The following is a 13,606-nucleotide window of genomic DNA, read 5'->3' on the forward strand; positions in this document are numbered from 1 at the left end:
GTCCACCTTACTACCAACAGAAACATAAAATAGTCCTTACAGTAGTGCTAGGGTTATTGCCGTCAGTGGAGTACTTAACTATCCTGTGGTACTTGTGAAGCCTGAACAATGCTGACTATCAAACAGCTCCGTAGGAGCTACATTACGGTAACTAGCTAGCCAAGCGGCCTGTACCAAAGCTCCGTAGGAGCTATAGTACGGTAACTGAGCTACAGCAGAGCCCTTAAGCCCCATAGGGGTGACATTATAGTCCACCTTACTACCAACAGAAACATAAAATAGTCCTTACAGTAGTGCTAGGGTTGTTGCTGTCAGTGGAGTACTTAACTATCCTGTGGTACTTGGGAAGCCTGATCAATGCTGACTATCAAACAGCTCTGTAGGAGCTACATTACGGTAACTAGCTAGTCCTGCGGACTATACGGAGCCCCGTAGGGGTGACATTACATGCCACATCACTAACAAAAGTAACACCATGTAGTCCTTACAGAGCTGGGGTTCCGCTGTCACTGGAATACTTAACTATCGTCCCTTTGGGACTTAGAAAGTTTAAACAATGCGCACAGCAAAAAAGCTCCGCAGCAGCTAAATCATGGTCACTAGCTAGTCAAGCGTCTGTATGAAGGCCCATAGGGGTGAAATTAACCTATTTAGCTGCAAAATGCTCCTCCAGAAAATCATACACCACATTAAAATGATCTAAAGGTGCAATATGACCACCATCTAAAACCACATGTTGGCTATGAAACCCAAAACCCTTTTGTTTCAGCCGCTCCATCAACTGATTCGACATTTCAGTTGCCGGCCATGAATTGTCCTTTTTCCCAGACATAATCAAAATCGGACCATTGATATTTTCGACCTTAATCTCCGCCTTTTTTACAGCCTCTTCATCCTTCAACATCATGCTGTGGGCGGTGTATAAATCACCCTTTAATGCGGGTGAAATTGTGCTGAAAGTAGCTGGGACATAAGCTACTTCTTCTCCATTATAGGTCCAAGAAGAGGTATTAGCTGACCAGGTGATGGCGGGAAAGCTGACATTTGAAGTTGACAAGGCAATAACCGCTTGAAAATGATTAAATCTGCTCGCTAAATTTAAGGCCAATTCCGCACCTCGAGATCCGCCCATCAATGCAATCTTATTCTCATCTATTTTTGGATGCTTTGCGACACTTAATATACTGTCAGAAATTGCATTTAATGATATCCGATCTAAATAGGTGGGTATATCCCCAAAATTGAAGTAGGCAAGAGCCAATACCGCATAACCCATGTCGTTAAGACTATCTCTTTTTTCTTTCATATAGTCTCTGGCCCAATCATTTCCACCGCCACCACCACCAAAAGCAACGATCAGAGCTTGTTGGTCACCGGCACCCAAATACAATTTCGTTGCAACTTTCCCGTGCTGTTCCGAAAGAGGCGGAACATAAGTAAAAATGTAAATTAGACCTGCAGCGATTAAGAGGCCGATTATTAGCAAGATTTTCATACTTCTTTTTTTCATACTTGATAGTTTTAATGGTATTTGATTTTATCCAATTTTACCGTTCAAATTTAGATCAAAAAAATATGAACTTGCAGCTGATGAAGCTGACTTTTACCCGACTTTTGAAAGACCGGGTGGTGACGCAGTGAAATATTCCATTTATAGTCGCCATTTTGCTTATGGGTTTGTCGAAATAATCACAATTTCTGTGTTTAGAAGTAAACGAAAAAAAGCTTTGAGAGCTTAAAGTAAATGTTTTGGAAGAACAGATTCAGCCAATGACTGAAAAACCCAATTTCGTCTAAGGATTTAGTCTCTTCATCTAAACCTGCTTTTATATCTAAACTGAAAACTCTATTTTAGAAATAGAAAAATTAAACTAAAACCTATAAGATCATGCCTGTAAAACATACCCTGACCAAAGAAATACATAAAGAAACAAAAAGAGGAACCACTGGATGTGGAACTAGTATGAAAGACCGACCTAGCCATTGGGTGTATACAAGGAACAAAGTAACTTGTGAGAAGAGTGGGTGTAGAAATTAGATTTCTACTTTATTATCGATTCGAAATAAATCAAAATTATTAGACGGCTTATAAAGACAAAATAGTGTATTCCACCCGTCTATTCTGCTTTCGTTCTAATTCTGTTTTGCCATCCGTTACAGGTTTGGACGAGCCATAGCCTTTGGTTTTAATTCTTTTTTCGTGAATGCCAGCTTGTACTATATAAGCTTTCACAGCATCTGCTCTATCCTGCGATAAGATCTTATTTAGCCTTGCCGAACCTCTTCGCTCGGTATGCCCTCCAATTTCTATTTCCATGGTTTCGGAGGATCGCATAAGCCTTATTAATCGGTCTAATTCAGGATGTGAGGCTTCTAGAATTTCATAGCTCCCTTGCGCAAAATATACGTTATTCAAACTAATAAAGGAACCTTCGCTTAGTGGACTTAAATAGATGTCTCGGGTAATTTCTTGATAATTCTCTTTCTGCTGCAAGTCGATATTACCGTGTGTAGACAAATAGCCCTCTAGCTGTGTGTAGTAGCCATAGTGTTTACCGTAGGGAAGAATGATTTGGTAGCTGCCATCGCTTGCTTTAGACTTTATGGAATTCTGTCTTCTTCCATTAGGTAATGATTCAAAATAGAGCTGAGCCTGTAAAGGTTCTTTTGTGACAGCATCTAATACCTTGCCTTTTATCAATACCACAGGATCGGGTTTTAGCTGCTCGGGGAGTTTTACTCGGTAGATATCTAATTGAGCAAGGCTATCGTTAGCGGACACCATATAGGCCCAGTTTCCTTGGGCCGGAATCGTAAAATAACCGTCCCATTTCGAAGTGTTGATTTCAGGACCTAGATTAATAGGCTCACTCCATTCATACCCTCTTTCATCTAACATACGGCTCATGAAAATATCCTGATAGCCATAACCTGAATGTCCTTCACTGGAGAAATAGAGCGTTTTTCCATCAGCCGCTAGGAAGGGAGTAATTTCATTTCCGAAGCTGTTGACTACTTTTCCTAAAGTTCTAGCTCCTGACCAACTTTTGCTGTACGATCTTGCAGTAGATAAGTATAGGTCGTTCATTCCCTCATTATATCCGGTTTTTATGGATAATATCATGCTTTTACCTGTGGCAGAAAGACTCGTTTCAGCAGAATTAGAAGAATTCATATAACTAGATATTTCAATTTTTTCAGGAATAGACCACTTTTCACCATCCCAATTCGATACAGAAAAGCCATTATGAGTCAAGCTTAAGCCATCTTCGGAATACGTATTGCTCAAAATCAGTTTTGCATTATCCGTTGAAATCCCCATCACATTATTATGACCCAGAGTATTCAATGGAAATCCCAACTTTATCGGAGCTCCCCATTGCTCATCTTCTAATGTAGATTTCCAGATTTCTTGTGCCTGCTCATCGTGTTCATTTCGGGTAAAGTAGAAGGTTTTTCCATCATAAGAGACAATAGGCATTAATTCCTCTGCCTCGGTATTGATCGGATAGGGTAGCTTTTCTTTGATTATTTGCGACTGATCTGCTAATTCATTAATGGCTGGCTTATCTTGTAATACATGAAAATAATCCACGCTTATGCCAATATCTCCATTTAAAACGGTACCAATTCTACCTCCTTGAAAATGGACCTTACTAGCTCGTATTTCCGCTACTTCCTTCTCATTAATGCTGAAAAAGATCGTTTCCTTTCGCTTATGAATCGTCATTTTATTGTTTTGGCCTTTGCCTTGAATGGCAGCAGACTTTCGCCAGGCTGTGAATTCCTTGATTCTAGAACCCCAGCTTGAATAAATCTTAAAGCTTCCTGATGAATTAATGATAAAAGAGAAGGTTGATCTGCTCTCAAAATGAGAGCCCCAATGGATGCCGTAGGAGCCCGCATTATCACCTTGCGTTTGCTTTACCAACGCTTCTATTTTGTAGTCTGTTTTAGGATTGATAGCAATGTGGGAATAGGTAGCAAATCGATCTGTTTGATGTGATCTATCGATGCTTAAGCGCTGACCGTCATAATGATAGTGGGCATTGCTATCACTTTTGAACTGCCATCCATAAGTGGGAGATGTAAAATCTTCCTGCATTAAATAGTGGGTTTGTGCAGACAGGAAAAGGGGAGAAGTGCAGCATAAAAATAGCAGCAAAAAGTACTTCATAAGTTTATTTGAGTTCAATTAGTGCGCTAAACTAATAGAAATCATCTAATAATACTAAAGTATACAAATTCTTATTCGCGATAATAATCATCCAAGCTACAACTATTTCAATCCCTACCTCAAAATGCTTTCATACATTGTGTTTAGCATATCATTTCTCAACTTCGAGTTATTCTGATTTATAAAGATAAGAACTCCCCATTTAGCTTTCCTATTATAGCAAAGCATAGAGGACTGCCCCATAGAATCTCCTGATTTAAGGTACAAGGTATTATCCCCATCCTGAATAGTATTAATCCCTAGACCTATTGCTTCATTTCCTGCCTTAAAGTGACCGACTTCCGTTATTCTCGCAGCATTAGCAATAGCAGTAGTTTCATCTAATAATGCATTTAAGAATTTCATCATATCAGAAGTACTTGATTTGATTAAGCCTGCTGGGGCAACAATATTCCAGATGAAAGGAGCTTGTAAGCCACCTTCTCCATTATAACCTATTGCTGCATTTTCCACGTCATAATCCTTCGTAAAGCTTCGGGTCATCTTCAGAGGATCGAAAATTCGTTCTTTGATCAGCTGTTCATAGCTTGAATTATATAGTTCTTCTAAAATTTGGCCAAGCAGCACGTAGCTAACAGTAGAATATCTATAATTGCCGTAGTCCTTTAAACTATCACAATCATTAATCATATTGGCTATTAATTGTTGGTCCACACTGCCAGTAGGTTGTTGTGCATCTTTCTCAATAAGCACTTTAAAATCAATGTCCGGCAATCCTGATTGGTGCGATGCCAAATCTGATATGCTAATCTTATTTCGGATATTTTTATTCAGCTGATAAGCACTAGGCAAATAATCATCTATATAATCATCAACTTTTAGTTTACCTTCTAATACTGCCTGAGCAATTAGGTTAGTCGTTATGACTTTAGTGATAGAAGCAATTTCGAATAGCGTATGCTTATCCACAGCTTCATTGCCTTCTCTGCTTAAATTGCCATAAGCAGTAAAAAACTCTTCGCCTTCTTGTACAAAGCCTACGCTCATACTCACTTCAGGATTTGCCTGATGAAAGCTATTGACAAGGGAGTCGAGGCGTTGTTTGGTAGTTTGCGCAAAAGTAAATGCGTTCATGAAGAGGAGGAGCGAAATTATGGTAAATACAGTTTTCATATTTTTTTTTGTTTTGTGAATTTATGATGTCACAAATCTGCATGAATAGTCAACTATATTCGACCGACTACCTAAAGTCGAACGCTTTAATGAAAAAACAGAACGTTCGACTTTTTACAAGAGCTTGATTATGAGTGCTTTTTGCGATATTGGGTAGGGGTAAAGCCGGTATGTTTTTTAAAGGCTGTATTAAAAGAAGACTTAGAATTGAAGCCTACTTCATATAATATTTCGAGCACCGTTATCTGCTTATTGTTCGGATCTGATAAAATCTGAGTCGCTTTCTTGATTCTAAAGGAGTTGATATAGTCAAAAAAATGAAGGCCAATTTCATGATTAATTAATACAGAAAGTTCCCTTGGCTGCATACCTATTTGCTCGGATAAGTCTTGAATGCTTATGGACGGATCAAGGAAAGGTTTCTTTTGAAGCATATAGTCATTGAGCAGCTTAATTCGAGAATTGTTAGCTGTATTCTCCTTATCTGCGCTAGTCCTATTTTCCTCTACCAAAGTAGCCACCAACTTCTGCTTAGAATCTACATTTCTGAAGAGTGCTGGGTTTTTTAATGATTTTATTAAATACCAACAAATGATCACTAAGTAAAAAACATACAGTGCAGCGCGCAGCAAATCTGAAATATGATCATAAGATGAAAACTTGAAGATGTTTTTGAGCAGGGCTAGGGCATAAAATAAAGATATAGCGGTGGCTAACTGAAATAGCCATTGGTAGGCTAGCACTTTCCTTCCTGCGTTATTTTCGAGGTATAAGTTTCTCGCCTTGCGGATGGCTAAGAAAATCAATAACAGATATACCAGTACTTGCAAATGCAGCAATACATGATTGACTTGTACTTCAAATACCTCTTTAAAATTGCTAAGAAACTGTATTTTCTGCTCATTTGCTTGCAAGTAGAAGCGGGGCAAGAACATCAGGTTTACCACAACAAATGGAAGTGCATGTAAAAGGTGCTTAGGTCGAAGCCTAAAATTTGAATAGCAAGCGGATAATACGTACAGATACAAAGTAGGTAATTGCAAGAAGATCACCAGATTCCGCATCATGGCTAAATTAGTAATGAGGCCATTACTTGAACTATAAAAAAAACCACTTATATCGATAGCTGTCAATAACAGAAAGCTAGCAAAAAGATAATTACTGCGTTGATTAGGAGACTTTAACGTCAAAAGAAAAAGCGCTAAAAGTAGAGATACGGAGATTGATATCACTACAACAACAAAAAGAAAGCTATAATGCATGAATATTTTTTCTTAAAAACATCAGCTAAATTGTGGATAGTTGCGGATAATAGCTAATAAAAAAATTGATTTTGGTGCTATTCATCAATTTGCAAAAGAGAAACTTAAAAAGAATATAAATATGGTCATGAACCAGCCCACTGCTATTAAGCAAACTTGATAAAAAAAATTGGGGATTTTAAAAATAAAAGTGAGGTACAAGGCTTTTGCCTAGAATGCAGAACGGCATTGGACAAATAAAAAGCCCCTTGAATTATACAATCCACGGGGCTTAAGGCGATGAAATGATCATATATTGTGCAGCTAGAAGACTTTCAATTTCAGTTATCTTATCTTCTCTATATTGCTTTTGCAATTTCAGGTCATCAATACTGGCTTGCTGAAGGTAGACTTCCTCAACAGTGAGGATGTTTCTACCTTTAGATTCCGTTTCTACCTCCATTGTAATTTTATCCAGCAATGATTGCTGGTTATTAATCATCTCTTGAGGAGCACTGGTGCTATTCAAATGCTCTAGCAGACTTTCTGCATTTGCTAAATCCTCCTTCAAGACATCGATCTCATTTTTATCCATTTCCTGTCTAGACAATTTGTTGGTCAATCGTACTTGTGAACGTACAATATCTCTATCTAGCTCTTTGGCTTCAGCTGACCATTTCTGCTTCAGATAAGTCAACTGCTCGTTTGTCATTTGCTCTAGGGTTTTCATTTGTTTTATATTTAAAGGGTTGAACATACTTTTTTTTAACGGGATAGGATTGCCAATTCCCGTATACTACTATTCATGAATTGCTCCATACGTCTCAAAAGCAGGGCAGAGGGGAAATGAATCCCCAGCTCGACTTTGGAGATGGTCGATTGGTTCACATTGAGTTTAATAGCCAGTTGCTGTTGGCTGAGTTTGCGATATTTTCGAACGAATTGAAACACTCGGGCACTTACTTATTTCCTTTTCATAAGACATCAATTTTAGGTTTTAACATATGCTAAAAGAACATTCAAGCATTGTGCCAAAAATAATATTTACGCGTGGCTTATTTACTTTTTACCAAATAAAGTAATGCATATATAGTTTTTGTAAAATAAAATATGCGTAAAGCGAACATAAAATCACGCATACTATAATTTTAGGGGCCGCATATATGCGAGGGTGAAATGAAGTGCGCATATATGCGTGGTCGATATAAGGTGCGCATATATGCGTACTGCCGAAGCCTCACGCATATTCGCTTGACTATATTAAATGATTTCTGTTTAGAGGGTGAAAACCAAAGGGATTTAGAGAATAGGGGGGTGAAGTCTATTTTTGGTCTACTTTTAGTTGCTTTATCTAAATGATCTTTTATAAGTAAACTAGAAGTGGTAGCTTATAGATCTATATATTTTAACTAAAACCTAGCGCATATGCCAGTTAAACATACCCCAACACAACAAATACATAAAGGCACCAAAGGAGAAACCACCGGATGTGAGATTAATACTAATGACCATCCTAGCCAATGGGTGTATACAAGAAACAAAATTACCTGTGAGAAGATTGGCTGTAGGAATTAGATTTCTACTTTATTATGGATTAGAAACAAATCAAAGTAATTAGACGGCTTAAATTTAATGATTAAAATCATCTTTTTTATTTTGATCAAATACAGTTTCAATTCTCCCAAGCGCAAAGGGTTCTCTTGGACTCTTTTGTATCAGGTAAAGTAGCTTTTACTACTTTTGCTTTTTAAGCATTTAAACCTCTGGAATCTAATGTAAGTAGCTCTGAGATTCATTCCGCAAAGCTACTCACCCTTGCCTTACGATTATAGAGTCTTAGCTTCTGTTTTCCATACTCTTGTTTTAGCAGTATAAGCTACATACTCTTCAAAATCTATGGGTTTGCGTCCGAGTATCTTCTCAACATCATGGGATACAGTTTGATTAGCAGGATTACCAAGCACTTCTTTGAAGAGGTATCCAAATAGCCAAACGTAAGAAGTAGGTAAGCCAGCAGCAGTCATTCCCTCCTTAAACTCTTCAATTGAGATGGGTTGATATTGAATTTCCCGTCCTAATCCGTTAGCTAAGATTTCCACTACTTCTCTAAAAGTTCTTTTTTTCGCGCCCGTAACTGTTATTGTTTGGCTGTTATAATGGTCATCTAGTAGTACTTTGGTCACCACATCGGCAATATCATTAACGTCCACAAACGGAATTTCTGCATCAGGCATTGGCAAAGCGACTACACCTGACATTACAAAATCACGAAATGCCCCGTCACTGAAATTCTGGTTAAACCAAGATGCTCTTACCAAAGAATAGTTCAAGCCGGAATCCGCTACTATCTCTTCACATGCTTCTGCTTCAGATTCACCCTTTCCCGAAAGTAAAACTACCTTTTCAAGTCCTTCTATAAATGCTGCGTCAGTCAATTTTTTAATAGCCTCCTTGGCGCCAGGAACAGCCAAGTCTGGATAATATACAATGTAGGCTCTATCCATATCTTTTAATGCAGCAGCATAAGTTGAAGGATCGTCCCAATCAAATGCAGGATTACCGTTTCTTGATCCCACTCTGACTTTATGTCCTAGTTCCTTAAGGTTTTTAACGACTCTTCTCCCGGTTTTACCAGTGCCACCAATTACTAAAATTTTTTGTTTCATATTAATAAATTTTCTGTTTTGAAAATGATAATTACAATTACAAAAGCGACTAAAATACCCATCATCAAAATCGCTGGTTTTGGTAGGTGTATTATGTATTTCGTTTTGTTCATCATGTAAAGATCAGGGATTTGGATAGGCTAAATTTGACTGGCTACGACAACTACTTGGCTAATTAGGCCAATACTATATTATTAACTATTTCATGGGTTTGAAATCCTTTTAGATTCTTATCATATTATTTAGCTTAATAATTACATGATTTGCGTTTCCATATCGTTTGTAATATGTAAATAAGACTTGAAAGAATGGGATGCATCAGCGCTCAAAGAAAGGAATGACCACCTTATTTAAAATGCTAAATGTAAGAGTCAATTTGATCATTCTATGGTTAATATGATCCGGTCTATAATATTTTTTGCGGTGGTAATCTGGGACAAATCTTTATATAAAGTCCCATCCTTCCCTGAATGATGACCATGACCAACCAACTTCATGATTTTATGTGATTTACTAATTAATTCTTCCTGATTTACTATTGCTTCATATACCAAGGAGGGTTGTCCTACTTTTCCATCACCCGAATAAATTTTATCATTAGGGAATTTGTCTTTACTGTAGTAATCATTCCAGTCGTATGATTGATTGACTTCGAGAAAAATTTTAAAATATGAGTGACTATTCAGATCACTTTTCACATTCACCACAAAATTGCTGGTGGGAGTTGCTCCCGACACTCCATCGAGATCAATCGGATTATCAATTGGTACATACAAACCATCACTTGCTACAACACCTCTTTGGTGGGACCATCGAGGTAGTGCTTCAGGACGTCTTTTAGTAGAAGCTTTCCACTCATCACCTTCCTTAACGCCATAATCAAAAGTACTTGAAGCAATCACCCGGGAGATATATAATGTTTCAATATAATTACCCAGTGTATCTTCAGCCCAAATGGCGAATAAAGGATACTGAAAGGCCACTCCCTTTTTTAATTCCACACTGATTCGATGCTTACCAAGAGCCTTATCAACTTCAATAATTTGATAATCAAAGTTTTCTTCAGATTTTCCAGCTTGCTGATTTCTTAGTGCGTTGCCATATGAATATAATGAATTGAGTACCGGCACCTCATGATATAAGCCTGTGGTCAATAATACGATCACCAGTATGATTAGGGGCACTTGAAACTTCTTGAATCTTGCTAGTCTTTTTCCAATTAGGTAATTTTTCAATGGTAATTTGTTGTTTACCATATGAAAGAGAATGGCAAGCATAAATAATAGCGCGAATACAGTATGTATTGATGCTATTCGTTTCTGGAAGGGTGTAAAATACATGACTAAACCTGTTCCGGTCAGGATAATTAAGGTTAGCAGTAAGGTCACCGCAAGAATTCTTCTATTCATGGCTAGCTAAGGATTCAATAGTTAAATGTTTACTTTATATATAGTTCTGAATTAAGGAGACTATTTCTTGATAATTGGATTTGACTCAGATTCTTGTCTTTAAGCCTTCGTGCTTATATCACATGATTCCCTTAAACTTCACTTTTTTCAATTGCAAGGCGTAAAAACAAGACGGATAATGCAGCTGTCACAAGGGCGAAAGCTCTTTCAAAATTGCTGGGAGCTATAATATTCCCCACTGTATTCAGCATAAACATGACAAAAAGAAACCACATGGCGATCTTGCTAAAGCCTATCAATTTGCTGAAATTGACTTTTTTAGCTCGAATTAATACAAGCAATAGGATAAGAACTACTGCGGCCAGTGAGACCATTTCAAAAGTTAACAATTGCTGCCTCGTTTGCATTTTACCGCCCCACAACAAATCGATAGGAGCATAGTCAAATCCCAGGATTCCAATTAAAATGGAAGCATGAAATAGAATGAGAGCCCAAACCATCAATAGAATGACCCTTACAGCTTGATCAAAACCTATAATTTTCTTCATGATGATTCTATTTAAAGTGTTGAAGTAATAATACCGTGTCACATTATGAACCAAAAATGAGGAATAATAAGGTATCCTTCTTGACCTTAAATGACAATCATTTGACAGTTTAAGCCATGCGCTATTTAAATGAAGAAATTCTACAGGCTCTATTCAGTAAAAACACTATTTATAGGCATTCTGAATCCTGAATAAGAATCGAACTCAGCTTGTAAGCAAGAAGGTTTTCGAGTACAAAATTGTTGCTTCAAAAAAGTGCCTGGTAAAACTATCTACACCTGCTTTCTGTATTCGATTGGCGTTACTCCCGTCCACCTTTTAAAGGCTCTATTAAAGGCACTTTGTTCGGAAAAACCCACCTGAAAGGCCACTTCTCCTATGGACTGCGGAGTGTTTTTTAATAAGCTTAGGGAAGTAGATTTCTGAATATCTTGTAAAAAAGCTCGAAAGCTCAGCCCTCTCTTCGAAAGTCTTCGGTTTAAAGTCCTTGTACTCATCCCTAAGTGATCTGCAGCTTGAACAACACTTGGCACTCCGCTTGGTAATGCATCCTTCAAAAGCTGATGAAGCTCTTTAAGCATTTGATCCGAATTAGTTTGAATGTTAGATAATTCTTCATTCATTCTTTCCGTTAAAAAATGATTAATACTTCTATCAGCCTTAACAGTGGGCATATTTAAGTCTTCAGTCTTAAAAACTAAAAGGTTCGATTTGTCTTCCGAATAGACAGGGCATTCAAAGTACTCCTTCAAAGAGTCTAAAGAGCTAACCTTATGCTTAAAATGCACTGAGACAGGACGTATTTCCTTATCCGTTACTTCTTTTAGAATTTTATTAAACATAATAAACCCTACTTCATTACCTATTTCATGGCCCTTTCGGCTAGTGTCTCTGACAAGCTTTAGCACAGTAAGATTATCTCTATCTGAAATCTCCAGTGATCCCTGGTCCGTAATTAAAGTCATAAATCGCGAAGTTCGATCAAGTACTTCCCGAGCCTTCCAACAAGTTTTCCAGGATAAGCCTAAAGTACCGTAATCGTCAGCTGTCATTTGTGTCCCTTGCATGACACTAAAATTGTCATCAAGATTATCAAAACACCATTCATATAAGTCATACAAAAGGCTGGCTGGAATGTACTTTGCATTGCTCTGTATTTCTCGACTTTCTTCATGCCGTTTTATGATTTCATATGGGTCTCCTTGCGCTTCAGCTAAATCCCTTGCTTTTTTATAAATGCTGTAACTAACAAAATACATCTTGTGCTATCCATTAAACACTACAATAATACAATGTTTTCACCTAAAATTAATTTGAAAATATGCTTAAATGTTAAAGTATGTAAGACTCCAGACCTTTAAACTGGACGACATATATGTTCGTGCTTATTAAAAGTTAAATGAATTTCTATGTAGCTAATTTCTTAGATTTTGCGACATATAATCCAGTGACAACGACTGAGTGTTCTTGTGATACGTATTCTAGAATTCTTACTTGAAAGTGGCGACTGAATCCTTTTAATGGCTCAATTATCTTATCAATTAAATCAAAATATCCTTTCTCATTTACGGCAATAGTATAATCTCTATCTCTTTTGGTTAATGATCCTTTATAGAAATGCTTCTCATCATTTTTGATTTAAGCATTATAATTTTTTAAGTTAATGAGTTTTAATTAATAAGAATAGAAAGGAGAGTGACCATCATTTAGGCTATTTTTATCGAATAAATTTGTCTCTCCATCTAGGGTTTCAATTCCTTCGTCTAAACCTATTTTTCTATCTAAACTTAAAATTCTAGATTAGATATAGTAAAAAATCAACTAAAACCTATAAGATCATGCCTGTAAAACATACCCTTACCAAAGAAATACACAAAGAAACGAAAAGAGGAACCACTGGATGTGGCACCAGTATTAAAGAACATCCTGGCCAATGGGTGTATACAAGAAACAAAATTACTTGTGAGAAGAGTGGTTGTAGGAATTAGATTTGTATTTTCTTTATTCAGAAAATATCAAAAAATTAGACGGCTATTATAAAGAATATAACCGTCATTTTACTTTTCAACAAATTGAACTCTCAATCCTCCCAACCACAAAGTGTTCGCTTGGATTCATTGGCTTCTGATAAAGTTACTTTTACCACTTTTGCTTTGCAGGCATTTAAACCCCTGCAATCTTTTTTGTAGTGATACTTTTTAGCGCTTTTGCTATCACAAATGTAAACATGATCAACTACCGTATTAAATGAAAAAAGTAGGATAGTGATAAATAGGAGAGAAGGTTTAAGAAGTTTCATGGCTAAAGTGTTATATGCTACGGAATATAGGTAATAATATCATATAGTGAACAAGTGTAATTTATAAAAGTAGCACTTTTCGTCTAAGGTTTT

The 13,606-nt window shown here is 37.0% G+C and carries 14 protein-coding genes; 3 read left to right on the forward strand and 11 right to left on the reverse strand.

The features are described from left to right. Positions 1 to 78 precede the first annotated feature (78 nt). Both AAC601_RS11935 and AAC601_RS11940 read right to left on the reverse strand, forming a co-directional pair. Complete coding sequence (locus tag AAC601_RS11935) at positions 79 to 234, reverse strand: hypothetical protein (protein ID WP_340153154.1); 156 nt, start codon at positions 232 to 234, stop codon at positions 79 to 81. Positions 235 to 646: 412 nt separating this feature from the next. After that, positions 647 to 1,510, reverse strand: a complete 864-nt coding sequence (locus AAC601_RS11940; protein ID WP_340153383.1) for an acyl-CoA thioester hydrolase/BAAT C-terminal domain-containing protein — start codon at positions 1,508 to 1,510, stop codon at positions 647 to 649. 378 nt (positions 1,511 to 1,888) lie between these two features. Here AAC601_RS11940 and AAC601_RS11945 point away from each other — a divergent pair, with 378 nt between their 5' ends. Continuing rightward, positions 1,889 to 2,038: a hypothetical protein gene (locus tag AAC601_RS11945; RefSeq protein WP_340153384.1), complete on the forward strand. Its 150-nt coding sequence runs from the start codon at positions 1,889 to 1,891 to the stop codon at positions 2,036 to 2,038. A 48-nt stretch (positions 2,039 to 2,086) separates the two neighbouring features. Here AAC601_RS11945 and AAC601_RS11950 read toward each other — a convergent pair whose 3' ends face one another. The 4 genes from AAC601_RS11950 to AAC601_RS11965 all read right to left on the reverse strand — a co-directional run bounded on the left by AAC601_RS11950 (position 2,087) and on the right by AAC601_RS11965 (position 7,321). Further along, positions 2,087 to 4,177: an OmpA family protein gene (locus AAC601_RS11950; RefSeq protein ID WP_340153385.1), complete on the reverse strand. Its 2,091-nt coding sequence runs from the start codon at positions 4,175 to 4,177 to the stop codon at positions 2,087 to 2,089. 114 nt (positions 4,178 to 4,291) lie between these two features. After that, positions 4,292 to 5,350 (reverse strand): serine hydrolase domain-containing protein, encoded by a 1,059-nt coding sequence (locus AAC601_RS11955; protein WP_340153386.1) that lies wholly within the window; start codon positions 5,348 to 5,350, stop codon positions 4,292 to 4,294. Between the two features lie 128 nt (positions 5,351 to 5,478). Continuing rightward, entirely contained in the window at positions 5,479 to 6,612 is a 1,134-nt protein-coding gene (locus AAC601_RS11960) for a helix-turn-helix transcriptional regulator (protein WP_340153387.1), read from the reverse strand. Between the two features lie 271 nt (positions 6,613 to 6,883). Continuing rightward, entirely contained in the window at positions 6,884 to 7,321 is a 438-nt protein-coding gene (locus AAC601_RS11965) for a hypothetical protein (protein ID WP_303269156.1), read from the reverse strand. Between the two features lie 695 nt (positions 7,322 to 8,016). Between AAC601_RS11965 and AAC601_RS11970 the strand changes: the two genes are divergently transcribed. Beyond that, positions 8,017 to 8,166, forward strand: coding sequence for a hypothetical protein (locus AAC601_RS11970; protein ID WP_340153388.1), 150 nt, complete (start codon positions 8,017 to 8,019; stop codon positions 8,164 to 8,166). 251 nt (positions 8,167 to 8,417) lie between these two features. Here AAC601_RS11970 and AAC601_RS11975 read toward each other — a convergent pair whose 3' ends face one another. The 4 genes from AAC601_RS11975 to AAC601_RS11990 all read right to left on the reverse strand — a co-directional run bounded on the left by AAC601_RS11975 (position 8,418) and on the right by AAC601_RS11990 (position 12,473). Beyond that, positions 8,418 to 9,257, reverse strand: coding sequence for an NmrA family NAD(P)-binding protein (locus tag AAC601_RS11975; RefSeq protein WP_340153389.1), 840 nt, complete (start codon positions 9,255 to 9,257; stop codon positions 8,418 to 8,420). A gap of 380 nt (positions 9,258 to 9,637) precedes the next feature. Further along, positions 9,638 to 10,666 (reverse strand): hypothetical protein, encoded by a 1,029-nt coding sequence (locus AAC601_RS11980; RefSeq protein ID WP_340153390.1) that lies wholly within the window; start codon positions 10,664 to 10,666, stop codon positions 9,638 to 9,640. Between the two features lie 131 nt (positions 10,667 to 10,797). After that, positions 10,798 to 11,214, reverse strand: coding sequence for a hypothetical protein (locus AAC601_RS11985; protein ID WP_340153391.1), 417 nt, complete (start codon positions 11,212 to 11,214; stop codon positions 10,798 to 10,800). A 272-nt stretch (positions 11,215 to 11,486) separates the two neighbouring features. Further along, positions 11,487 to 12,473 (reverse strand): helix-turn-helix domain-containing protein, encoded by a 987-nt coding sequence (locus AAC601_RS11990; protein ID WP_340153392.1) that lies wholly within the window; start codon positions 12,471 to 12,473, stop codon positions 11,487 to 11,489. A 579-nt stretch (positions 12,474 to 13,052) separates the two neighbouring features. Between AAC601_RS11990 and AAC601_RS11995 the strand changes: the two genes are divergently transcribed. Next, positions 13,053 to 13,202, forward strand: a complete 150-nt coding sequence (locus tag AAC601_RS11995) for a hypothetical protein (protein WP_340153393.1) — start codon at positions 13,053 to 13,055, stop codon at positions 13,200 to 13,202. A gap of 92 nt (positions 13,203 to 13,294) precedes the next feature. Here the strand turns inward: AAC601_RS11995 and AAC601_RS12000 are convergent, their stop codons facing one another. After that, positions 13,295 to 13,513, reverse strand: coding sequence for a hypothetical protein (locus AAC601_RS12000; protein ID WP_340153394.1), 219 nt, complete (start codon positions 13,511 to 13,513; stop codon positions 13,295 to 13,297). Positions 13,514 to 13,606 lie beyond the last annotated feature (93 nt).

Source organism: uncultured Marivirga sp., from assembly GCF_963974845.1.
GTDB classification, from domain to species: Bacteria; Bacteroidota; Bacteroidia; order Cytophagales; family Cyclobacteriaceae; genus Marivirga; species Marivirga harenae.

Bases quoted from the DNA above. Each gene is read 5' to 3' on its own strand.
- AAC601_RS11950 (WP_340153385.1), bottom strand. From the start codon at position 4,177: ATGAAGTACTTTTTGCTGCTATTTTTATGCTGCACTTCTCCCCTTTTC.
- AAC601_RS11935 (WP_340153154.1), bottom strand. From the start codon at position 234: ATGGGGCTTAAGGGCTCTGCTGTAGCTCAGTTACCGTACTATAGCTCC.
- AAC601_RS11945 (WP_340153384.1), top strand. From the start codon at position 1,889: ATGCCTGTAAAACATACCCTGACCAAAGAAATACATAAAGAAACAAAA.
- AAC601_RS11985 (WP_340153391.1), bottom strand. From the start codon at position 11,214: ATGAAGAAAATTATAGGTTTTGATCAAGCTGTAAGGGTCATTCTATTG.
- AAC601_RS11980 (WP_340153390.1), bottom strand. From the start codon at position 10,666: ATGAATAGAAGAATTCTTGCGGTGACCTTACTGCTAACCTTAATTATC.
- AAC601_RS11995 (WP_340153393.1), top strand. From the start codon at position 13,053: ATGCCTGTAAAACATACCCTTACCAAAGAAATACACAAAGAAACGAAA.
- AAC601_RS12000 (WP_340153394.1), bottom strand. From the start codon at position 13,513: ATGAAACTTCTTAAACCTTCTCTCCTATTTATCACTATCCTACTTTTT.
- AAC601_RS11990 (WP_340153392.1), bottom strand. From the start codon at position 12,473: ATGTATTTTGTTAGTTACAGCATTTATAAAAAAGCAAGGGATTTAGCT.
- AAC601_RS11960 (WP_340153387.1), bottom strand. From the start codon at position 6,612: ATGCATTATAGCTTTCTTTTTGTTGTTGTAGTGATATCAATCTCCGTA.
- AAC601_RS11965 (WP_303269156.1), bottom strand. From the start codon at position 7,321: ATGAAAACCCTAGAGCAAATGACAAACGAGCAGTTGACTTATCTGAAG.
- AAC601_RS11970 (WP_340153388.1), top strand. From the start codon at position 8,017: ATGCCAGTTAAACATACCCCAACACAACAAATACATAAAGGCACCAAA.
- AAC601_RS11955 (WP_340153386.1), bottom strand. From the start codon at position 5,350: ATGAAAACTGTATTTACCATAATTTCGCTCCTCCTCTTCATGAACGCA.
- AAC601_RS11940 (WP_340153383.1), bottom strand. From the start codon at position 1,510: ATGAAAAAAAGAAGTATGAAAATCTTGCTAATAATCGGCCTCTTAATC.
- AAC601_RS11975 (WP_340153389.1), bottom strand. From the start codon at position 9,257: ATGAAACAAAAAATTTTAGTAATTGGTGGCACTGGTAAAACCGGGAGA.